This is a genomic window from Sutcliffiella sp. FSL R7-0096, assembly GCF_038595065.1.
In the GTDB taxonomy this organism is placed as follows: Bacteria; Bacillota; Bacilli; order Bacillales; family Bacillaceae_I; genus Sutcliffiella_A.
Genome location: NZ_CP152003.1, coordinates 630,206 through 651,578 on the forward strand (window position 1 = coordinate 630,206; position 21,373 = coordinate 651,578).

A 21,373-nucleotide genomic window follows, 5' to 3' on the forward strand; every position below is an offset into this window, starting at 1 on the left:
TGTCTCCTTTTTAATCTTTTTCAGCGTGACTCTGATTATCATTCTCAATTACATTGTAGTATAGATTTTTATTTAATTCCATATCTATGGGAGAAAAAAGAAAATGTTCATTTTTTAAAAGCGACTCATTAAAGAGAGATGTAACATTTTCCATTTTTATACGTAATTAATAGTAGAGAGGAAGGGGATCCACACATGTCAAAAAACATATACATAGTCAGGCATTGCCAAACTGAAGGGCAACCACCAGAATCGCAGCTTACAGAAGAAGGATTTAAACAAGCGTTAGAGCTAGCACAATTCTTTTCCAACACACCAATAGACCGCATCGTCTCAAGCCCCTTTTTGCGCGCCATCCAATCTATTGAACCATTGAGCAAGAAAACGAATATTCGCATGGAAGTGGATGAGCGCTTAGCCGAACGCACACTGAGCACGGAAGATTTACCGGATTGGCTGGAAAAATTGGAAGCAACTTATGATGACTTGGAGTTGAAATATAAGGGTGGCGAATCAAGTAGAGAGGCGATGGACCGGATCGTCAGCATGGTAGAAGAAGCGTTTGAAAGGGACGCGGAAAACATCATTATTGTGACACACGGAAATATCATGTCATTGCTCTTAAAAAACTATAAAAATAGTTTTGGATTTGAGGACTGGAAGAACCTAAGGAATCCGGATGTGTACCTTTTGCGGAGAGTCGAAGGGAGTCAAGGCGACAGACATGATGACCTGGAAATCCGGGGGGCGATGGGTTGGCCCTATTCGGTGGAAAGGATGATGTAAAATTGAATGGTTTATTGGGCTTTACCATTGCATTCTTTTTGATTGGCTTTGTGGTTCTCTCCTTACTGAAGACGAACCTACAGGGGAAAAAAGACGCGACACAATTTGGCGTATGGTTTGTTGTAGGGACCACAGTCTGGGGGACAGTGAGCATGTTTCTTTTTGTTTGGTGGTTTAATGCAACTTTTTGATTGGTTATCTCGCAAAATTAGGAGATTAAAAGGTTCGGTGTCAATATTTCAAAAAACAGCCCCAATCATACAAAATATCGCAAGAAATGGTCGAATAACAACAACAAGTATACAAAAACCAATGGAAATGGTAGATAATCCATATTTTGTAAGATGAAGTAACTCAATCTATCTATAAAAGGGTTAGAGACTGCACAGGAACTACTAGAAATTGGGTGGGTCACGGAACCTGTCCCTAAACCCAAAGGAATCGAATGGAAGCTTTTGAGGGAATATATTGAGCTAGAGAATTGAGTCAAAATGGGCCGTGGTGGCTGTCCCCACGACCCCACCAACTTTAACTCCGCTCTAACACCTTCACAAGCATACGGTGAATTACCTCATGATCCCGCAAATCATGCAGGCGATAGTCTTCTCCAGGAAGTGTGTACCATTCTGCGGCACCGACATAGGTGATGGCGAGCGAGAGGGTACCATCTTCATCACAAGTGGTACGTAATTCAAGTTCGCCGCTTATGACTCCAACCTCGGTTGTCATGACTCCGTGTGATGCAGTAAAAATAGAAGATTTCTTTTCCATATGTATGACACCTCCCGTTTCCATGAATGAATAGTGCGTCTGCAAGCACAGCCAACTCCGCTCGCAGACGCATACACAATATCTAATTTAGTAAGCGCAGCCGTTAAGCATCGTTTGCAAAGAAGATTTCTCAGATGACTGAAGGTGTAGGTTCCAGCGGTGTTTCGTATTGATCCACCATTTTGCATAGGCACAGCGAGCGCCGGCACGAGGTGGTTGCCATGTAGACGGATCTTGGTCCCCTTTGGAGCGATTGACGCTTGCTGTAACTGCTATCAGCTGCGGACCAGTGAGGTCGTTGGCAAAAGCCCGTCGCTGTTCGGTAGTCCAACTGCTTGCGCCGGAGCGCCAAGCCTCAGCTAATGGAACAATGTGATCAATGTCAATCTCAGACGGAGAATACACAATGACACCATCAAAATAACTATACCATTTTCCGGAAGTAGTGGGACAGGTACCAGTGTAATAGTCGGCATCGCGTTGCAAGACGATTTGGCGGGTATCGCAACCATTGCCTTGACCGCTCCAGTGTGGGAATAAGTCCCTCGAGTACCCGGTCATAGAGCCCTCCGATTTTACGGTCAAGGAGTTCAATTGGTTTTGCGCTTCAGACTTGGTCGGTGTGCCAGGGGGAAGTGCAGAGACGGTTTGTGGGTCAAGCTGCAGGGCTGAGAACGACAGGATAAATGCAAAAACAACCAACATGGATTTTTTAAGCATAGTTATGCCTCCTACTATAAATTTTTTATATCAAAATCCCGTGGATGGACGAGATTTTAATAGTTTCAAAAAGTTCGTCGACTATGTATCTACTTGAAATAATAATATATAAAAGAGCCTTAATAAGTTAAAATATTGTAAAGATTAAGAAAAGGTACTGTCCTCCTGCGCCTGATGGACCAGCAAGGGGCGGGAAGAGTCGAAGGGACAGGTCCGTTGACCCAGAGTATGGGTTGGCCTTTCCTATGTGGGTCGCGGTACCTCTCCCTACAGCACAGCACACAAGGAGGATGCAGATGCTAAAACGAAGACACGGAGATCGCTCAGAATGGAAGAGGATAGTAAAACGGCAATATTCTCAGAAGTACATCGATAGTGATGGCTTCAAAGGGTATGTGACCTTACTTAACATACATAAAGTTAAAGAGCCATTAACTGTCCACTATGAAGAGAAGAGTGTATGCATTGTGGATGATGGGTACATGTGGCTTCAGCACTTTCCAAGCCATGAACATTACTCCTTGACGACAATGTTTGACGCTAATGGCGAAGTTGTTCAATGGTATATCGATATAACGGATGAGAACGGAGTAGATAACGACCTCCCATACACGGATGACCTTTTCTTGGACATCATCGTGCTTTCGACAGGAGATGTCATCCAGAAAGATTCGGACGAATTGGAGGAAGCACTAGCTCAAGGGAAAATTAATCAAGCGCAATACCAACTTGCTTGGGTAGTGGCAAACAAAATTAATCAACAAATTGAAAAAAATGAATTTCTGTTGATGGAGCAGGCAAAGTCACATTTAAAAATGTTATTGGAGGATTTGGGTGTGTACGATGAAAATGATAACAGAGGATATTAAAGGCAAGCGCTACAATCAACTAATTGATTTTCTGGCAAAACATTGTGATCGTTTTGCCTTTGTAGAGAACAGGCAATTGATGGAGGTTGAAGAAGAGCGCCTTGCATATGTAGATGAGCTAATTTTGAACATTAGAAAATATCTCCTAGAAAGAAAGATTCAAAGGGAATGGGAAACGACAAAACTTCGGGGTGTTACGGCTTATGTCTACCATTTTCAAATGAATAATGTAACAAAATTATTTCTAAGAGCCCAAAGTGACTCGCTTTTCGGTTGGACTGGTCGTTTGCCGGAGGATTTGATGTTTTATCAAGAGGAGAAGTGTCTTCTGGCTGCCTGCTCACATGAGGGTTTTTATATGGTGGATGAGGGTTTATGGAAGGAATTTATATATAACACAAAATAAAGAGGTGTAAACCATGCTAACAAAAGAACAGCTACAACAGATTGCAGAACTCAAATCCCTTTGCGAAAAAGAAGGCGAGTTCGAACTGAAGCTAAATGAAGATATGCTCGAAACCCGCGATGCAAACAGCAATGAAGACTTCTTTCATTATGAAGAAGGACGTCTTGTGGGATTCCTTGGTTGTTATGGATTTGGAAATAAAGTAGAGATGACAGGGATGGTTCACCCGGATTACCGTAGAAAAGGGATTTTCTCAAAATTGTTTGCTGAAGCGGTGGCAGAGACGAAGAAGCGCGAGAATACGACAATTTTGCTGAATGCGCCTAGCTCTTCTGCAAGCGCCAAAAAGTTTCTAGAAAGTATTCCGTGTACATTCGAGATGGCGGAGTACCAAATGAAATGGGTAGCAGGTGAGTTATATGAAGATCCTGCTGTAAGCATTAGGCCTTCAACCTCCCAGGAGGATTTTGAAGCGGAAATCCAACTGGAAGTGGCTTGCTTTGGCTTCACTGAACAAGAAGCGCGTAGTTTTAATCAGCGAATGAAGGAATTAAACAGTGAGGACATGTTCATCATCGAAGCAGAAGGTAGACCTGCCGGAAAGATCCGTGTCTCAGAAACGAACGGAGAAGCGTGGATATATGGATTCGCTGTCTTCCCTGAGCTTCAAGGAAAAGGAATTGGACGGAAAGCTCTATCTAAAGTGGTGAAAGTGGAAACGGAAAAAGGACTGCCTGTCTTTTTGGAAGTAGAAGCGAGGAATGCCCATGCGCTGAAACTCTATGAGTCTTGTGGATTTAGGAGTTATCATTCGCAGGATTACTATAAGTATTAGGGGTATGGAGATGAAGAGAATTTGAGTGGATAACTAGGATAACTTGCAGCATTCAGAGGTTTACACTCCCTTAACCCTTAGGAGGAATAACATGATAAAAAGACTCACCATCATCAGCCTTATTGTCATTCTTGGAATACTCGCATACAATAGCAGATTTTACTACCCGACTCTGCCAATAGATTCTGTAAGTAAACAGGTAGTCTTGCAGTCTATCGATGATTCATTAGAACCCATCGTGAAAATTGCAAATGAAGATGGCTATGATTGGTTTATAGCACGAGGAAAACAAGGGGATTACAGAGATGCCCTCAAAAAAATGATGGGTGAACATGGATGGGAGTTTGAATACCAAGAAGGCGGGGGTTACTTTTTTGAAAAAGCTGATCATCGATTAATTGTATCCACACAAATGTGGACAGGGAAGTATGTGTTAGTTAAGGTACCAGAGGGCTGGGAAGAGTGAAAGTGGGATGCTTTCATTTGTTTATTAGAGCAAAAACAATAAGGAGAGAAAAAAATGACCAACATAAAACCAATCTTAAAGGATTTTCCATCAGAGTTCACCACAGATAGACTCTTAATCAGAATGCCGTTGCCAGGAGATGGTCTTGAGGTACATGACGCCATCATTCATTCTCTTCCTGAGCTCAAACCTTGGATGATCTTCGCTCAACATGACCAGGCAGTAGAAGATGTGGAATCGAATATAAGGGAAAGTCATGCAGAGTTTCTACAACGAAAGGATTTGAGGCTCTTAGTTTTCTTAAAAGAAACCGGTGAATTCGTGGCATCCTCTGGATTGCATCGAATCGATTGGTCTATTCCAAAGTTTGAAATCGGCTATTGGGTTGATTCTAGATACAGTGGCAAGGGCTACATAACCGAAGCGGTAGGGGGAATCAGCCAGTTTGCTTTTGAACAATTAGGGGCAAATCGCGTAGAGATTCGCTGCGATTCTAAAAACGTGAAGAGTCGGGCGGTTGCAGAGAGAGCGGGATATACCTTAGAGGGAGTCTTGAAAAATAGTGAGCGCGATGTAAATGGGGAGTTGCGGGATACGTGTGTGTTTGCGAAAGTCGTTATAGAAGGTAAGTAGAGACAAGTTTGATGGTGGCACTTGTTTTTTTGTGGGAAAAAACCATCCCTTTTTGGCGAAGTGGTAGAAGGTTGGGGTGAAACGGTAGAACATCCTTTGGGAAATGTAGAAGTAACCTCGGGAAATGTAGAAGTTGGCCGTTAAAAGGTAGAAGATGAAGGCTGAATGGTAGAATAGTATGGAAGTATAGAGAATACCATCTTCTCATTTAGATGATCCACTGAGAACGCCTCTTTTTACGTTGCTAGCCACGGAAAACAATCATAAAAAAATCAGGCATCATGGAATCATCTGATGTTGAAACATTAGGGTTAATGTTTCAAGACTAAGGGATGGTTCGCCGTACTTCAAATGGAAGCGCGGCGAACCGTCCCTTTTTTGCGAAGTTGTAGAAAGTTGGGGTGAAACGGTAGAACATCCTTTGGGAAATGTAGAAGTAACCTCGGGAAATGTAGAAGCTGCCCGCAAAGTGGTAGAAGTTGAAGGTCAAAAGGTAGAATGGTACGTAAGTATAAAGTTATTTACCAGCAAGTAACCCACCACCCCAACTGGCAAGCCCATCTCCGGTATGGTACAATCGGAACAGCGATTTTAACGTGAAGGAAGAGAAAAATACATGACAGTACCTGTTCAGAAAAATGAATACTACGATGTCACCGTCCAGGATCTGACCCATGATGGCGCAGGCGTAGCAAAAATAGAAGGCTTTCCGATTTTTGTTCAACATGCATTACCGGACGAGGAAATCAAAGTCAAAATCATTAAGGTGAAAAAAGGTTATGCATTCGGTCGACTTGAGGAGATCCACAAGACAAGTCCTTACCGTGTCGATGCCCCATGCCCGATTTATAAGCAATGTGGGGGCTGCCAGCTTCAGCACCTGAGCTATGAAGGTCAGCTTGTGGCGAAGCAAAAGCAGGTCAAGGATGTCCTCGAACGCATTGGACATCTAAAAGACGTGCCGGTTCATCCGGTACTCGGCATGGACCACAATCCATGGCGTTACCGAAACAAAGCCCAGGTTCCGATCGGTGAACGCGAAGGCGGTCTGATTGCAGGATTTTACCAGCAACGCAGTCACGAAATCATTGATATGAAGGAATGCCTGATCCAGCAGGAAATCAACGACCGTGTCGTCCAAACGGTCCGCGAAATCTGCGACAAACATGGCGTTCGTGCTTATAACGAAAAAACACACAAAGGCGTGCTACGTCACGTGATGGCCCGCTATGGCCTAGTCACAGGCGAAGTGATGATCGTGCTAATCACCCGTACTCCTGATATCCCGAATCGCAAGGCCATCGTCGAAGAAATAGTAGCAGCCCTGCCTGAAGTGAAGTCCGTTGTGCAGAACGTAAACACGAAGAAAACGAATGTTATTTTCGGCGATGAAACGCGTGTGCTTTGGGGCAATGAATACATTTATGATTTCATCGGCGACATTAAGTTTGCGATTTCCGCGAGATCCTTCTACCAGGTGAACCCGGAGCAAACGAAGGTTCTGTATGATAAAGCGCTCGAGTATGCCGACCTGACAGGCGAAGAGACCGTCATTGACGCATACTGCGGAATCGGAACCATCTCCTTGTTCCTGGCACAAAAGGCGAAAAAAGTGTACGGCGTAGAAATCGTGCCAGAAGCGATTGAAGATGCCAAACGAAACGCTGAACTGAACGAAATCACAAATGCAGAATTCGGAGTGGGTGAAGCGGAGGTTGTCATCCCGAAATGGTATAAGGACGGCATTACAGCAGACGTGCTGGTGGTGGATCCGCCCCGTAAAGGCTGTGATGAAGCATTGCTTAAAACCATTCTGGAAATGAAGCCTAAAAAAGTTGTCTACGTATCCTGTAATCCGGCGACACTTGCAAGGGACCTGCGAGTGTTGGAGGATGGGGGATATAAGACGGTTGAGGTACAGCCAGTGGATATGTTCCCGCATACGGTGCATTGTGAGGCTGTTGCTAGAATTGAATTAAATCCCACATTATAATATCTAGAACCCCATCAAACCTCTATGTAGAAGAGTTTGATGGGGTTTTTGGTTTAGGGGACAGGCCCCTTTTTTCCAATTAATGTTATGAGAAGCATCGGGAACCGTCCCCGATGCTGCCCAGGAAACATTTTCAATGTCCCTCGAAACAGAATTGATTTTTCCTCGGTTTCGTTGAACCTTGCACTTCTTATCGAATAGTATATGGGCAGAGAGAGTGTACCCATTTTATACTTCAACTTAACTCATGGGAAATTTAGCTAATGGGAAGTGAATATCATGCAGATTTTTTACACAGTACGTTCAGGTGATACGTTATACGAGATTTCCAGGAGATGGGGAATTCCGACAGATTCCCTTATTTCTGCAAATAATTTGAATCCACCTTATACGATTCATATAGGTCAACAGCTCTCCGTTCCTCCTGGGGTTGACAAAGTGCGTGTTAGACAAGGTGATTCCGTGTATCGAATTTCACAATTATATAGAGTGCCATCTTCAGTGTTAATAGAGGCAAATCAACTTCGACCACCTTATGTTATTCAGATCGGTCAATTATTAAAGGTTCCACCAGGTGTTCCTTATTACATCGTACAACCAGGGGATACACTGTATCAGCTTGCAGGACGGTTTAATGTACGAACAAACGGGGAGCCGAATTATGAGCTTATTCGGAATGTAAACCAACTTCCATCTTCCCACCTATTTCCCGGTATGAAGTTAATGATTCCATACGCCCCTCCTGGTGGCCAAGGACGGATTGCCTATACCTCTGATCGGGGAGGGCATTATGATATTTGGTTATATAATCCCCTGACAGGAGAGAACTTGCAGCTCACCAGTGGATTAGGTGACTCCTTCTCAATTCCTGAATGGTCACCGAATAGTACGAGAATTGCGTTTGTAGGAAAGAACAGAATAATAAATGTTATTGAGGTTGCAACAGGTTCCATTGCTCAAATCGACCAGATGGAAGAAGAGGTTGAGTTCAAATTGGCTTGGTCCCCTGACAGCACCCAAATTGCTTATACTAAACAAGGTCACATTATCTTGTACGATGTACTGTCTCATCACGTGCAAAGCATTCAACAACCTAATTCAACAGATGTTCAATGGTTTCCGAATGGTATGGAACTGCTTTTTCAGGCACCGGATGAAACAGGAATCAGTCAGCTTTACCGAAGTCAAACCGACGGGACAGGGAAACAGCAAATTACAAGTAACACAGAAGGAAGGCTTAATAATTCCCAGCTATCACCCGACGGAAGCTTTGTACTTTATACAACACCAGGTGTCAGTATCTCCATCATTCACACCATTGAGCTCTCAACAGGGAATGTGTTCGAAGTAAAAGGAGGGCCGCTGGCAAAAAATTATTATCCGAAATGGTCTCCCGATTCTTTAAAGATTGCCTATAGCGCTACCGCCTTGGAAGATAGGGGGTATTTTTCGCAAGTTCGAACGGTGGGGAGGCGAGGAGAAGAGGACCGAATTTGGGCTATATCTAATTGTTTTGCATCACCTGTCACGTGGTCTACGGACGGAACAAATATAGCATATCTTAGTGGGTGCAGGGAACAGGAATCAGCCCATGAAATGTGGACTATCAATCTCCAACGGCCCGTTCCAATTCGACTAATTGAAGGAGTTAACATTCAGTCACTTCAATGGTCTCCCACTGCCATAATGGATGTCACCCAAAACACATATACGAGCACTACTTACAAGGTTAGTTTCCAATATCCATCAAACTGGCGAAAAGTGAACGAGGAAAGATACGAAGGTGCGGACGATTTTTTTCAAATATCAGCTATTTCTGCTGGTGAAAACTTGGATGAGGTGTGCCATGGGGAAGCTTTCCATCCATTAATGCCCTATGGATCCTTGCCAAGAATAGTAAAGGCAAGAATTCAAAATCAAGAAGCATGCTACATTTTTCCCTCTGTAGATCAACCAACAGAAATGTTGAATCAATCTGCTTTAATCGTAAGGTATCCAATTCCTATTAAAATCCAGGGGGAAACTTACAATTACTTCATCTTATGGACAGACCAACCGCATATGAAGGAAATAGCTTCAAGCTTAACCTTCTTATAGAACAATTATTTTCCTATCCCAAGTTCAAGATTAGTAAAAGAAATTGTTAATTCACCAACTATCTCATGTGTTGCTACACACACTATGGACATGGTGAGGCTGTTGAGGAAATTGAATTGGCATAAATAGGAGGAGCCTTATCCATTGGTGGATAGGGCTTTTTTGTAGCAAAACATTCACTAATTGAAATGGTTTATCCATTCTTGTATTAGTTGCTACGACCGTCCCCATTTCTCTCAGATAGTAGTACCAAGATCGCATATCACGAATTATCTGAATGTTATGATATAATGAAAATGTTGCTTGAGGGTGTACGGATGGATCTCATCGAAATAAACGTGGGATGAAAAAAGCAGAAAGTTTAACGTGGGTGCTGTTTATTCTATAGATTGCTAGGGAATAGTAATCTATAAATGAGTCAATGGCTTTTCTGACCGTTTCTTTTTGTTATCCGCTCAAGAAAAGATTCCTATATAGAAGTAGTAGGGATAACAAGAAATCCATCTTACATTTTAAAGAAAAATCAAATCATCTCTCTTTAATGCTGGAATAGTAAGACGTATCATCTAGATACCAATACACTTCCCGCATTATTCATTTTATATCATCGCATTAATGTGATGGAAGGATGCCGTTGGTTCATCTAGAAGACATTTCAATCAAATACGTATTTACTTCTAGCTTAGAGTAGAAATAAAGTGCTGGAGGCTTTTACGTGATGAAAGGAATAAAAGGAGAGAGTATAAATAATTTAATAGACTACAAAATTTTTGTACCATCGATGTTGATTATTTTAGGAATTAGTATTCCATTTACAGTCTACGAAACAAAATCCCTAAATCTGTTAAACAACATTTTTAATCACATTGTGGAAATGTTTACTTGGGGATATATGTGGTATGCCGCATTAATGGTGGCAGCTGCCTTATTTTTCTCATTTTCAAAATATGGGAAAGTGGTGCTGGGAGATCCATTGGAGAAACCAAAGTACACCATGTTTGAATATGCTTCGATTTTAATCGCGATGGGTCTAGGATCTACCATTATGCGGACAGGCATGATTCAATGGACTGATGTTGCATTAGAACCTCCATTTGGAACGGAAGCAAGGTCGGCAGAAGCATTATTGTGGGGAAATTCCTATAGTATGTTTTTGTGGAGCTTCCAAGTCTTTGCCATCTTTGTCATGGCAGCTCCTGCTATGGGGTACATCATGCATGTTCGTAAAAAGCCATTGATACGAATATCGGAAGCGTGCCGGTGCATTTTTGGGGATAGATTCACAGATGGATTCGGTGGAAAAATCCTTGATATTATTTTTTTAATTAGTATTATCGCTGGGGCAGCTGTCACGCTTGGATTGGGAACACCCATCATTACCTATAATTTATCCAAGTTGGCAAATATCGAGGTTACATTTGGTTTGACGTTACTTGTGACCATTGTTTGGGTTTTATTATTTTCTGCCAGTGCTTATTTAGGCATTGATAAAGGAATCAAACGATTAAGCACACTTAATATGTATTTAGCCGCTGCTTTCGGTTTATTCATCATGATTGCAGGCCCTGGGGTATTCATCCTGACTTATTTTACTGATAGTATTGGATTTTTAGTTAAGAATTATATAGATATGTCTTTTTCTACAAATTCGCTTGGCCAAGGGAACTCGATTATGGAAAGCAATACCGTGTTTTGGTTTGCGTATTGCGCCACTTGGGCGATGTTGCATAGTATATTTGCAGCAAAGATTTCTCGTGGCAGAACAATCAAAGAGATGATTTTGACATATCTGTTGGCACCTACACTTATTTCTTGGATTGCAACTGGCGTTCTTGGTGGTCTTAGTGTAGATCGATATATTACAGGAGAAGTTCCTGTATTACAAATTGTCCAAAACCAAAATGCAATGGCGGCCATTCCGGAAATACTTGCTTCTTTACCTTTTTCTATGATTGTCATGATCGTGTTTGTGCTTATTACAACGGTTTTCCTGACGACCACACTTGACTCCACTACGTATACAATTGCATCGTATACAGGCACAAGGGATATGAGTAAATTTGAACCTTCAAAAGGGTTACGTTTAATTATTTCTGGGGTTGTGACAGTAATTGCTCTTGTATTAATGAGGATCGGTGGTTTGGCACCTCTAGAAGTTCTTTCCGGCCTTATGGGAATACCAATCATCTTTATCCAATTCTTGACCATTTTTGCAGCCAAGAAGATGATGGATGAGGATCGTGCGTGGGAAAGGAACGTAAGAAAAGGTGTGGTAGTAGAAGGTAAAGAACGTAAGATTAGTTAGTAGTTATGGATGCTATTGAAGCAAGAACACAAACTCACCAACATCCCATGTGTATCCGGGATATGGAGTGGCCGTATTACCAGATAACCAAAATAAGTGATTTTTTCAAACCATGTTCCCTCAAACAACAGTTTGGGGGATTTATTATGGTTCGATTACAAGCAATACTTTTTAAATACTGTTTCTACTGTTGCAGGAACCCCATATATATAGGGTAAAAGCTAACAGGAGTAGATAACATGGACAAACAAAATAGTAAATTTAGATGGGTTATATTTACTTCTGTATTGTTTACATATTTATTGATGTCGAGCCAACGAACCGCTCCGGGATTGATTACAGACCAATTGATGACGGATTTTAGCATAACGGCAGCGACGGTTGGATTAGTGACAAGTATCCAATTTTTTGTATACACCGCTTTGCAAATTCCAATGGGGTTTTTGGCTGATCGTTATGGACCCAGTTTTTTTCTTATTATAGGTGCCGCTCTTACAGGTATAGGTACAATCGTTTATAGCCTTGGTACACATGAATTCGTCCTTTTTTCTGCTAGAATATTAACGGGAATAGGGGATGCGACTATCTGGGTAAATATGGTGTTAGTTTTAAGCCAATGGTTTAGTAAAAAAGAATTTACTCGATTGATTGGTTTTGCCGGAATGACAGGAAGCCTTGGTTTCCTTTTTGCAACTGTTCCTTTCTCCTTATTTATAGTCTTACTTGGGTGGAGGGGGGCATTTCTTTCAGCTGGAGTCCTTTTATGTTTATGTAGTTTTTTTCTTTATTTTGTACTCGTAAAAAAATCAAAGCAATCGCTATTCGTAAAAAATAAAAGACAACATGAAAAAACATCGGTTTTACTTCGGAGAATATTTTCGAATCGGCAGGCATGGGCATTATTCTTTTGCCACTTTGGGATTGTCGGAGGGTATATAGGATTTATCGGTTCGTGGGCAGTTCCATATGTAATGGATGTGTATGGAATGTCACGCTTAGATGCAAGTCAACTTATTATGATTAGTCTCATTGGAGCGCTTATTGGTGCACCTCTAATTGGATGGATTTCAAGTTATTTAGGAACCATTAAACGACCATATATTGTCTTTCATATTACGGTTTTAGTGTGTTGGTCTTTCTTTCTTTTATTTAATGAGCATCCACCATATTACTTAGTAATTATACTTTTCTTTACCATTGGCTTTGGATTCGGGTCAAATTCTTTAACCTTTGCAGTCGTTCGTCAATCTTTCCCTATCACAGAATCAGGCATTGTTTCGGGGTTTGCAAATACGGGTGGATTTCTAAGTGCAGTATTGCTGCCAAGCATTTTTGGCTATATATTAGATCATTTTCAGTCAACTTCAGGGAGTATTGGTAATGGATACTACTACGGTTTCCTCATTCTGGTAATCTTTTCTATTTTTGGTTTAATTGGAGTGATGTTTATCAAGGAAAAGGCCAGGATGCAGGACGGACACAAAACCTCTTGAACGACTGAAGTGCTCCTTTCTTCGATTTAAGTGGTTCCATACGATTGCTTGGACGACTGAACTCCTCTTTTTTTCGATTTTGGTGGTTCCATACGACCGCTTGGACGACTGAAGTCCTCCTTTTTTTGATTCAGTGGTTCCATACGACCGTTTGGACGACTGAAGTCCTCTTTTTTTCGGTTCAGGTGGTTCCATACGAGCTCTTGGACGACTGAACTTCTCCTTTTTTGGGGTCAGGTGGTTCCATACGGTCGCTTGGAAGACTGAACTCTTCCTTTTTTTAATTCAGGTGGTTCCATAAATGTAAATGGGGTTTCTATATAACTCAGGATCCCCAAGAATAATAACCCTTAAATAGCTAATAATAACCCTCATCTGATTAAATGCGGGAAAGGGGTTAACCATTTTGCTAAAAAAAGCACTGATTGTCTTTACTATTATGGGGCTGCTTACTGCTTGTGGAGGCAATGAAGATAAGGCGGGGAAAGAAGCCCAAAATGTTGCCAATAAGGTACAAGCGAAAAAGATGGCTAATAGGGGAGATTTCACTACTGCTGAAGAATTAGAAGCAATGGATCTTGATTCCAGGGACTTCAAGTGGGAAGATATTTATTTGTCAGAGCAAACGTTCAATGACATTTTATTCAGGTTTACCGAACCTAACGATCAAGGGGATGTACTGCTGAAAAGGGCAGAGCTAGTAGATACGGACACTGTCGAGCTAGTCGTTAATAATTCAGAAGGCGAATCACTTGAAAATTCCCTTCAAGCTGTGTCACTTGATTCGATTGTCCGCCAGCTATATAAGCATTCCGAGCTATTTAATGGAGAAGAACCACATATCAGGATGATGGATTTAAACGGGGTTGTTCTAGCAGAGAACAAAGAACCCATTCATTTTGGGCAAGGAGAAAAGAAGAAAGGTAAAGGAAAGGGATAAGTTTATACGGCTATCCCCGTATTTTGCCATGGATAGCTCGAAACTCATATAAAACAAGGCAACTACCCCCTTTGGGCTGTTGCCTTTTTACGTTTTTAAATCTTAAATTAAAATTTATTCAATGAGAGGGGAGAGTTCGGTTGCAGTTAAGGTATATAGTTCAGTCATGTTATATCAATCCCGGGTCCACTATCACAATGAGTACTTCCTCATTTAAATCATTATTTATGCTCCTACATCTACCTAGAAATTCTTCTATAGATGCAGGTATCTTCTGGCATTTTGTTTAAATAAATTCCATTGGGGACCGATTTTCGTTAAAATAAACATTGTCGGTTTTCGAAAGAATTCTTCCCATTCACACATGTCCAAAGATGGATGTGTTTGATAATAAGTTAGGAAGCATGATATAAGGTATAGGTGTAAATTTTTTGAACGTGAAATTAGTTAGTTATTGTATACATTACGAGAGGATTTGAGTTGGACATGATAGATAATTTTTGGCGTGATTTACCGCGACCGTTTTTTGTGTTGGCGCCGATGGAAGATGTGACGGATGTTGTATTTCGTTCTGTTGTAAGGAAAGCAGGGCGACCAGATGTGTTTTTTACAGAGTTCACAAACTCCGACAGCTATTGTCATCCAGAAGGAAAGGACAGTGTGCGCGGTCGCTTGCTTTTCACAGAAGAGGAACAGCCGATGGTGGCGCATATATGGGGAGATAATCCCGAGTATTTCCGTCAAATGAGTATCGGCATGGCGGAGATGGGATTTAAAGGAATTGATATCAACATGGGTTGTCCTGTACCGAATGTGGCGACAAGAGGGAAAGGGAGCGGCCTTATCCAACGTCCGGATGTTGCAGCGGAATTGATCCAAGCTGCAAAAGCTGGCGGATTGCCTGTCAGCGTGAAAACGCGACTCGGCTTTACGGAAGTGGACGAGTGGAAGGAGTGGTTGAAGCATATCCTAGAACAGGATATTGCGAACCTTTCCATTCATCTACGTACACGAAAAGAAATGAGCGAAGTGGATGCCCATTGGGAATTGATTCCCGATATTAAAGAATTACGTGACCGTATCGCTCCAAATACGCTACTAACCATCAATGGAGATATTCTTGACCGCCAAAAGGGGCAGGAGCTCGCGGAGAAATATGGCATTGATGGCGTGATGATTGGGAGAGGTATTTTCAAGAATCCTTTCGCTTTTGAAAAAGAGCCGAAAGAGCACAGCAGCAAGGAGTACCTTGATCTCTTACGGCTGCAGCTGGACCTGCAAGATCATTATGCGGAAATAGTGCCACGTTCCATATCAAAGCTACACCGTTTTTTCAAAATCTATGTCAAAGGCTTCCGTGGGGCTGGGGAATTAAGAAATCAACTCATGAACACGAAATCAACTGACGAAGTGCGTGCATTGCTTGATGGGTTTGAGAAAGAAAACGGATTGTGACCCCTTATCTAAATGAATTTCAAAAGCCGAGAATACCAACTATTCTCGGCTTTTGTGCGCCTTGCACTAAGAAAATGGGTCGGCGTGCCTGTCCCCTCGACTCAAAGATTTAAGGTATATATATGATTGAATTTAGCTTCTGTTTATTATATTGGATTTCTTGAAACAAGGAAGTTCTCATTTTATTTGGAAAAACCATTATATTTTGGGTTTTTTTAAGATATTATGGAACTTTTTGTTATGTTTATACGTCTATATATAGGCTGCAATGTCGTTACTAGGCGAAAGTAGAAGAAAAACTCGGAGTTATTATGAACTACTAGTTTTTGAGATTATCATCTCCTTGAAGGAGGTGGTGCTTCTTTGTCCTTTACATATAGAAATATCCAAGGGAGCTTACAAAAACCAAGGTCGGCGTTTGCATTCTAACTAAAATGGGGGGATTGTACATGAATTTTATTAAACGGGGATTGCTTAGCATTACAAGGAACAAAGGAAAGTCTATTATTTTATTGTTGGTCATTTTTGTGCTGGGTAATTTAATCTCAGGAGCAATTTCCATTCAACAAGCAACGGGGAATGTAGAGACAAGCATTAAAGAAAAATTAGGAGCAGCAACAACGGTCGAGCTTGATTACGAGGCTTTGGATGAAATGTCTGCTGAAGAATTGGGTGAGTATGAGATTAAAAACTTGGATCTCGACCTGATTAAGAAGATTGGAGAATTATCCTATGTAAAATACTATGACTATAATACCAATATTCATTTAGGTTCTAAAACGCTTAAAAGCTACAGAGGAGAGCATCAAGAAGATTTTGAGCATGTAACAGATGATTCTTTCTTAAGTATGGATTTTATGATAAAAGGGATTAATTATGCCCCTGTCCTTGATTTTGAAGAACAAAAATCAAAATTGACGGATGGTCGTGTTTTTAAGAAGGAAGAAATAGAGAATGGATCTTCTGTTGCTATTATTTCTAAAAAATTGGCTGATAAAAATAGCCTCCAAATCGGTGATACGTTCGTATTAAATAGTGAAATCTATGGTATGAATAGTGATAAACCTACTGCTGTTCGTGATGTGGTTTTAGAAGTAATAGGATTTTTTGAGCCGCAGTCGGTGAAGAAGGAAGAAGGATCGAACAAAGATAGAGGTATGTATGATTGGATGGATATGGATCTTCAAAATACCATTTATGTACCTAACGAAGTGGTAATAGCTGAAAATAGAGCACATATAGAAGAGTATATAAAGTCTGATCCGGAATTTGCAGAGATGATGGAAAATGAAGAGATGTCCGAATACTATTCGCCTATTTTTGTATTGAACAAGCCGGAGGATAGTGCTTCGTTTGAAGAAGAAGTAAAGCCATTGGTACCTGAATTGTATACGGTGCGAAAAGCTAGTGATCAATACGACACAATCTCTGCTCCTATTCAATCCATGTCTAAATTATCCAACTATGTATTGATTGCAGCAATTATCACAACCGTTATGATTATCGGTCTTGTTGTACTTCTGTTCTTACGTGATCGCAAACGTGAATTAGGTATCTACTTATCCCTAGGGGAGCGTCGTGGGCGTCTGGTTGGCCAAATCATTTTGGAAGTGATGATTGTTTCCCTTATAGGGATCACCTTGTCCTTATTCACTGGAAACTATTTAGCGCAAGGCGTATCGGATACGATGATCAACACGGAAAAAGGTCAAACTAACGAAGATTACTACATGTATCCTAATTCAAGCATGCACTCTAATTTGACTACAGATGATGTCCTTGCATCTTATCAAGTGTCATTGGATGCTTCATTTATCTTTTTATTCTATGGGGTAGGAATTGCGACGATTCTATTATCAACGATTCTACCGCTGATTTACATCATTCGATTGAATCCGAGAAAGATAATGTTGTAAATAAACAGACATTATTAATAGATACCCTCTTTATAAGAAAGTAAACATGTTTTGAAACATTTTTTGTAATTTGCAAACCTACAACCTGAAAGGTGATGAAACATGATATTAGAAGTAAAAGACTTGAACTATTACTACCAAGATGGTGAGAATCGCCGTTTTATATTAAAAGATACAAACATTTCCTTTGAAAAAGGAAAGTTTTATACCATCTTAGGACAATCGGGTTCTGGAAAGAGTACTTTTCTATCCCTTATAAGTGCCTTGGATACGCCACAAAATGGATCTATCTTGTTTAATGGACAAGATATTAAAGGTATTGGTTATGATTATTATCGCCGCAATAATGTGGGGATCATTTTTCAAAACTATAATCTGATCCCCACCTTCACAGCGGTGGAAAATGTATTAATTCCGATGTCAATCACAGAAAACCCGTTACCTGATGATAAAATGACTGTCGCATACAATCTACTAGATTATATCGGCATTGGGAAAAGTAAGGCGGATCGCAGGGTAAACCAACTTTCTGGTGGAGAACAGCAACGTGTGGCCATAGCAAGATCCTTAGCAACAAATGTGGAGTTAATCCTTGCTGATGAGCCAACAGGAAACCTGGATGAAGAAATGGAACAAGAAATCATCGCTATTTTTAAGAAATTAGCGCACGAACATCAAAAGTGCGTTATCGTGGTAACTCATTCCCAAGAAGTTGCTCAACAATCTGATAAAATATTTCAACTGAAAAAGGGTGTCTTAGCTCCGTATGAGTGACTTTTTATCCAAGTTTGGTAAAGATAATTATGATAAATTAGAGAATGAGCAAAAGAGGTCTGGGGAAAAGAAGGAACAAAAAAGTGACGATATTCAAGAAGAGCCAAAAGTAGAGACGGTACCGTCAACTAGTAGTAATTCAGAAAAGCAACCTACACAAAGTAGATATTATTCTAATATGGTGCAAGGGAATGCTGACACCGATAGGTCAGATGAAGAAGTAGAGGTGGATGCTGACACCGATAGGTCAGATGAAGAAGTAGAGGTGGACCCTGACTATAGGAGAAATAAACGGCGTAAGCAAGGGATTATTATCGCCGGATCTGTTCTGGCCGGTATCCTACTCTTTTTCATATACTATCAAATGGTACATGTAAAGATGGATGACTTTGTGGGTAAGCCTGTTTCTGAAGCCCGTTCTTGGATAGCGGATAACGACTTAGAAATGGAATTAACCCAAGAATTTAGTACGGAGTATGAGGAAAACCAAATTATCTCTCAAAGTGTTCCAGAAAAAGATAAAGTTCGCAAAGGAAAAACGGTTCAATTTGTAAGTAGCAAAGGGGCAGATCCTGAAGATGTCATTCCACTTCCTGATTTTTCAACGCTATCTCAAGCTGATATTATAAGTTGGATTGAAGAAAATTATGCAAAGAATCTCAAAGTGGTATACGAATTCAGTGAAACAATTAAGCAAGGGGAATTCATCCGGCTGGAAATAAGAGATAGCAATATTGCGGCTGAGGATTATAAACGAAAAGATAGTGCTGCTGTGTACCTGTCTAAAGGAGAAGAAGTGTTTGCAAAGGATATCACGGTTCCGGACTTTACTAACAAACCAAAAGAAGAAGTGGAACAATGGGCCAAAACAAACATGATTGAGATGGAGTATGAAGAAGAAGATTCAAACACCATTGAAGCTAATCTGGTTATCAGTCAGAGTGTAAAAGCAGAGGAGAAAATTGCTAAGAAAGACAAAATGAAAGTGAAAGTCTCCTTAGGAAAGGCAACGATTGTGCCGAACTTCGGAGATCTTACACCGGATGAAGCGAGTGAACAAACAGGATTGGTGTTATCGGTAAAACAAAAATTCCACTCCGATGTCTCATATGGGAAACTCATTTCTCAATCGGTTGAAGCGGGTACAAAACTGACGGGTCAAGAGGAGACGGCCATCACTGTGGTGTATTCATTAGGACGCCCGTATTTAAGAGATTATCGTGGTCAATTAGATGGAGATTTACCACGTCTCTTTTATGAAGACTATCAATCTAAGGGAGCGAACGTGAATTATATTGTGAAATATGTCGACTCCCCAGAAATTAAGGGGACCATAGTCGGTATGAGTGCGTTTAATCAGTTTATTGCAATGACCTATACAGTTGAGGTAGAAATTAGTAAGAATGATTCTGTATCACCGGTAATGGCACCAATGCCAGGGGATATGGGCGATGGAGAGTAGGGTTGAAGGGACAAGTACACCGACACCCATTATCGAACTATAATAGTCAAAGTGAAAACCCCGAGAATACAAGGTATTCTCGGGGTTTTGCGTCTATGCATAAGAATTGGGTCAGCGCGCTTGTCCCCTCGATAGCTCCCTCTGATCCAAATAATAACTAAGGAACGTAAGAAGACTCGCACATATAGCAACAATACCGCCAACCCATGTCACATGAATGAGGCCGGCTTGATGGTAGACTAACCCACCCAGGGCTGATCCAAAAGCGATGCCGACGTTGCTTGCCACAGGCATGAGGGAGGCGGCGAGCCCAGTTGCTTTTGGTTGATAGATTCCAGCAAGGTCTATCAGGTAGAGCTGGGTGGATGTGGTTATGAGAATGGCCATTAACGACATCAATCCAATGTTTACAAGTCCCAGCCCGAAATGGTTGGTAGTCCAAAATAAGCTTATCAGAACAACCGCCTGAATGAGAAACACAAAACGAAGGCGACCGATTGCATTATGGCTGGCTATTTTACCTGCCAAAATATTGCTGAAAATCGAGATGAATCCATATGCAAAAAGAATTAAACTGATGGAATAGTTTGGTGCTCCCATTCCCTTCAGAAGCGGAACAAGATATGTGAACACGACATAGGTTGCCCCGAATCCGAGAGCGGGAATGAAAAAGGCAATCAAGATTCTAGGGTTGGTCAGCAACAAGAACTGATCCCGAATCGAGCTTCGGACCTGGCTGAGCTTGCTTGGCAGCACGAAATAAGATGCTACGAATGCCAGTACTCCCAATAAAGTCGTCAGCATGAACGTGGAATTCCATCCAAACCATGATGCCACAACCGTCCCAATCGGCACCCCGATAACGTTCGCAAGCGTAAAGCCGCCGAACACGAAAGATATGGCAAGTCCCCGCTTTGCTGCCGGCATGGTTTCACTTGCCACAATCATGGCTAGGGATATAAGAACACCCGTCACAATTGCTGTCAAAATCCGAAAAGAAAGTAGCATCGTGTAAGATGTAGAAACCGCGCACAACGCATTGAAAATAATGAAAGCCCCTATTAAAAACAACATCCATTTACGCTTTGGAAAATGACTTGTTGCAGACATCACGATCGGTGTGGCGATGGCAAATGTAATGGCAAACGCAGAAACAAGCGTACCAGCTTTTGCATTAGACATATCAAGGCTTGAGGAAATCTCCGTCAAGATCCCAACAATAACAAACTCGCTTGTACCAAGGACAAACGTTAATAAAGAAAGTGTTAAGATGAGCAACCAGTGTTGCCTCGTTAATTTTTCAGATTGCATAAATACCTCTTTTCTAAGCTGAATGAAAGTGTGTTATGTGGTAGATAAACAACCTAAACATCATAACATAATGCGTGCTATTTTAAGAAATATTCTCGCAGTGGTAAAGAATTAAAGGAATTAGCCTCTAAGACGAGAATA

The 21,373-nt window shown here is 41.2% G+C and carries 19 protein-coding genes; 16 read left to right on the forward strand and 3 right to left on the reverse strand.

Annotated elements, in window-relative coordinates:
• The first annotated feature begins 195 nt into the window (after window positions 1–195).
• Together MKY77_RS03460 and MKY77_RS03465 are read left to right on the forward strand one after the other, a co-directional pair.
• A complete protein-coding gene (locus MKY77_RS03460) occupies window positions 196–786 on the forward strand; it encodes a histidine phosphatase family protein (protein ID WP_339148888.1) in 591 nt (196 codons plus the stop codon).
• 2 nt (window positions 787–788) lie between these two features.
• Window positions 789–977 (forward strand): hypothetical protein, encoded by a 189-nt coding sequence (locus tag MKY77_RS03465; protein ID WP_339148889.1) that lies wholly within the window; start codon window positions 789–791, stop codon window positions 975–977.
• Window positions 978–1,314: 337 nt separating this feature from the next.
• On the opposite strand, the gene MKY77_RS03470 is transcribed toward MKY77_RS03465, so the two are convergent.
• Together MKY77_RS03470 and MKY77_RS03475 are read right to left on the reverse strand one after the other, a co-directional pair.
• Window positions 1,315–1,557: a hypothetical protein gene (locus MKY77_RS03470; RefSeq protein ID WP_339148890.1), complete on the reverse strand. Its 243-nt coding sequence runs from the start codon at window positions 1,555–1,557 to the stop codon at window positions 1,315–1,317.
• A gap of 87 nt (window positions 1,558–1,644) precedes the next feature.
• A complete protein-coding gene (locus MKY77_RS03475) occupies window positions 1,645–2,277 on the reverse strand; it encodes an HNH endonuclease family protein (protein WP_339148891.1) in 633 nt (210 codons plus the stop codon).
• 296 nt (window positions 2,278–2,573) lie between these two features.
• Here MKY77_RS03475 and MKY77_RS03480 point away from each other — a divergent pair, with 296 nt between their 5' ends.
• From MKY77_RS03480 to MKY77_RS03545, 14 genes are all read left to right on the forward strand, one after another.
• On the forward strand, window positions 2,574–3,146 hold the full coding sequence (locus MKY77_RS03480) for a DUF402 domain-containing protein (protein WP_339148892.1): 573 nt from the start codon (window positions 2,574–2,576) through the stop codon (window positions 3,144–3,146).
• On the forward strand, window positions 3,121–3,552 hold the full coding sequence (locus MKY77_RS03485) for a stage III sporulation protein AH (protein ID WP_339148894.1): 432 nt from the start codon (window positions 3,121–3,123) through the stop codon (window positions 3,550–3,552). Before MKY77_RS03480 ends, MKY77_RS03485 begins: the two co-directional genes overlap by 26 nt.
• A 13-nt stretch (window positions 3,553–3,565) precedes the next feature.
• Entirely contained in the window at window positions 3,566–4,387 is an 822-nt protein-coding gene (locus tag MKY77_RS03490; RefSeq protein WP_339148895.1) for a GNAT family N-acetyltransferase, read from the forward strand.
• Between the two features lie 91 nt (window positions 4,388–4,478).
• Window positions 4,479–4,853 carry a hypothetical protein gene (locus tag MKY77_RS03495; protein ID WP_339148897.1) on the forward strand — a complete coding sequence of 125 codons (375 nt, stop codon included), beginning with the start codon at window positions 4,479–4,481 and terminating at the stop codon, window positions 4,851–4,853.
• A gap of 63 nt (window positions 4,854–4,916) precedes the next feature.
• Window positions 4,917–5,486 carry a GNAT family N-acetyltransferase gene (locus MKY77_RS03500; protein ID WP_339149943.1) on the forward strand — a complete coding sequence of 190 codons (570 nt, stop codon included), beginning with the start codon at window positions 4,917–4,919 and terminating at the stop codon, window positions 5,484–5,486.
• Between the two features lie 616 nt (window positions 5,487–6,102).
• Window positions 6,103–7,479 carry a 23S rRNA (uracil(1939)-C(5))-methyltransferase RlmD gene (gene rlmD / locus MKY77_RS03505; protein WP_339148899.1) on the forward strand — a complete coding sequence of 459 codons (1,377 nt, stop codon included), beginning with the start codon at window positions 6,103–6,105 and terminating at the stop codon, window positions 7,477–7,479.
• A 279-nt stretch (window positions 7,480–7,758) separates the two neighbouring features.
• Entirely contained in the window at window positions 7,759–9,576 is a 1,818-nt protein-coding gene (locus tag MKY77_RS03510) for a LysM peptidoglycan-binding domain-containing protein (RefSeq protein WP_339148900.1), read from the forward strand.
• Between the two features lie 718 nt (window positions 9,577–10,294).
• The gene (locus MKY77_RS03515; RefSeq protein WP_339149944.1) at window positions 10,295–11,881 is read left to right on the forward strand and encodes a BCCT family transporter; all 1,587 of its coding nucleotides are present in this window, start codon (window positions 10,295–10,297) and stop codon (window positions 11,879–11,881) included.
• Window positions 11,882–12,120: 239 nt separating this feature from the next.
• Entirely contained in the window at window positions 12,121–13,374 is a 1,254-nt protein-coding gene (locus MKY77_RS03520; protein ID WP_339148901.1) for an MFS transporter, read from the forward strand.
• Between the two features lie 406 nt (window positions 13,375–13,780).
• The gene (locus tag MKY77_RS03525) at window positions 13,781–14,314 is read left to right on the forward strand and encodes a hypothetical protein (RefSeq protein WP_339148902.1); all 534 of its coding nucleotides are present in this window, start codon (window positions 13,781–13,783) and stop codon (window positions 14,312–14,314) included.
• A 486-nt stretch (window positions 14,315–14,800) separates the two neighbouring features.
• Window positions 14,801–15,769, forward strand: coding sequence for a tRNA-dihydrouridine synthase (locus tag MKY77_RS03530; protein ID WP_339148903.1), 969 nt, complete (start codon window positions 14,801–14,803; stop codon window positions 15,767–15,769).
• 449 nt (window positions 15,770–16,218) lie between these two features.
• The gene (locus tag MKY77_RS03535; RefSeq protein WP_339148904.1) at window positions 16,219–17,685 is read left to right on the forward strand and encodes an ABC transporter permease; all 1,467 of its coding nucleotides are present in this window, start codon (window positions 16,219–16,221) and stop codon (window positions 17,683–17,685) included.
• A gap of 102 nt (window positions 17,686–17,787) precedes the next feature.
• Window positions 17,788–18,459: an ABC transporter ATP-binding protein gene (locus MKY77_RS03540; protein ID WP_339148905.1), complete on the forward strand. Its 672-nt coding sequence runs from the start codon at window positions 17,788–17,790 to the stop codon at window positions 18,457–18,459.
• On the forward strand, window positions 18,452–19,921 hold the full coding sequence (locus MKY77_RS03545) for a PASTA domain-containing protein (protein WP_339148906.1): 1,470 nt from the start codon (window positions 18,452–18,454) through the stop codon (window positions 19,919–19,921). Before MKY77_RS03540 ends, MKY77_RS03545 begins: the two co-directional genes overlap by 8 nt.
• A 111-nt stretch (window positions 19,922–20,032) precedes the next feature.
• On the opposite strand, the gene MKY77_RS03550 is transcribed toward MKY77_RS03545, so the two are convergent.
• Window positions 20,033–21,232 (reverse strand): MFS transporter, encoded by a 1,200-nt coding sequence (locus tag MKY77_RS03550; protein WP_339148907.1) that lies wholly within the window; start codon window positions 21,230–21,232, stop codon window positions 20,033–20,035.
• Between the last annotated feature and the right edge of the window lie 141 nt (window positions 21,233–21,373).

What these genes read in the sequence shown, in the direction of transcription:
- MKY77_RS03510 (WP_339148900.1), top strand. Translation starts at nt 7,759, where the DNA reads ATGCAGATTTTTTACACAGTACGTTCAGGTGATACGTTATACGAGATT.
- MKY77_RS03490 (WP_339148895.1), top strand. Translation starts at nt 3,566, where the DNA reads ATGCTAACAAAAGAACAGCTACAACAGATTGCAGAACTCAAATCCCTT.
- rlmD (WP_339148899.1), top strand. Translation starts at nt 6,103, where the DNA reads ATGACAGTACCTGTTCAGAAAAATGAATACTACGATGTCACCGTCCAG.
- MKY77_RS03495 (WP_339148897.1), top strand. Translation starts at nt 4,479, where the DNA reads ATGATAAAAAGACTCACCATCATCAGCCTTATTGTCATTCTTGGAATA.
- MKY77_RS03530 (WP_339148903.1), top strand. Translation starts at nt 14,801, where the DNA reads ATGATAGATAATTTTTGGCGTGATTTACCGCGACCGTTTTTTGTGTTG.
- MKY77_RS03470 (WP_339148890.1), bottom strand. Translation starts at nt 1,557, where the DNA reads ATGGAAAAGAAATCTTCTATTTTTACTGCATCACACGGAGTCATGACA.
- MKY77_RS03480 (WP_339148892.1), top strand. Translation starts at nt 2,574, where the DNA reads ATGCTAAAACGAAGACACGGAGATCGCTCAGAATGGAAGAGGATAGTA.
- MKY77_RS03540 (WP_339148905.1), top strand. Translation starts at nt 17,788, where the DNA reads ATGATATTAGAAGTAAAAGACTTGAACTATTACTACCAAGATGGTGAG.
- MKY77_RS03460 (WP_339148888.1), top strand. Translation starts at nt 196, where the DNA reads ATGTCAAAAAACATATACATAGTCAGGCATTGCCAAACTGAAGGGCAA.
- MKY77_RS03535 (WP_339148904.1), top strand. Translation starts at nt 16,219, where the DNA reads ATGAATTTTATTAAACGGGGATTGCTTAGCATTACAAGGAACAAAGGA.
- MKY77_RS03475 (WP_339148891.1), bottom strand. Translation starts at nt 2,277, where the DNA reads ATGCTTAAAAAATCCATGTTGGTTGTTTTTGCATTTATCCTGTCGTTC.
- MKY77_RS03485 (WP_339148894.1), top strand. Translation starts at nt 3,121, where the DNA reads ATGAAAATGATAACAGAGGATATTAAAGGCAAGCGCTACAATCAACTA.
- MKY77_RS03515 (WP_339149944.1), top strand. Translation starts at nt 10,295, where the DNA reads ATGAAAGGAATAAAAGGAGAGAGTATAAATAATTTAATAGACTACAAA.
- MKY77_RS03520 (WP_339148901.1), top strand. Translation starts at nt 12,121, where the DNA reads ATGGACAAACAAAATAGTAAATTTAGATGGGTTATATTTACTTCTGTA.
- MKY77_RS03545 (WP_339148906.1), top strand. Translation starts at nt 18,452, where the DNA reads ATGAGTGACTTTTTATCCAAGTTTGGTAAAGATAATTATGATAAATTA.
- MKY77_RS03550 (WP_339148907.1), bottom strand. Translation starts at nt 21,232, where the DNA reads ATGCAATCTGAAAAATTAACGAGGCAACACTGGTTGCTCATCTTAACA.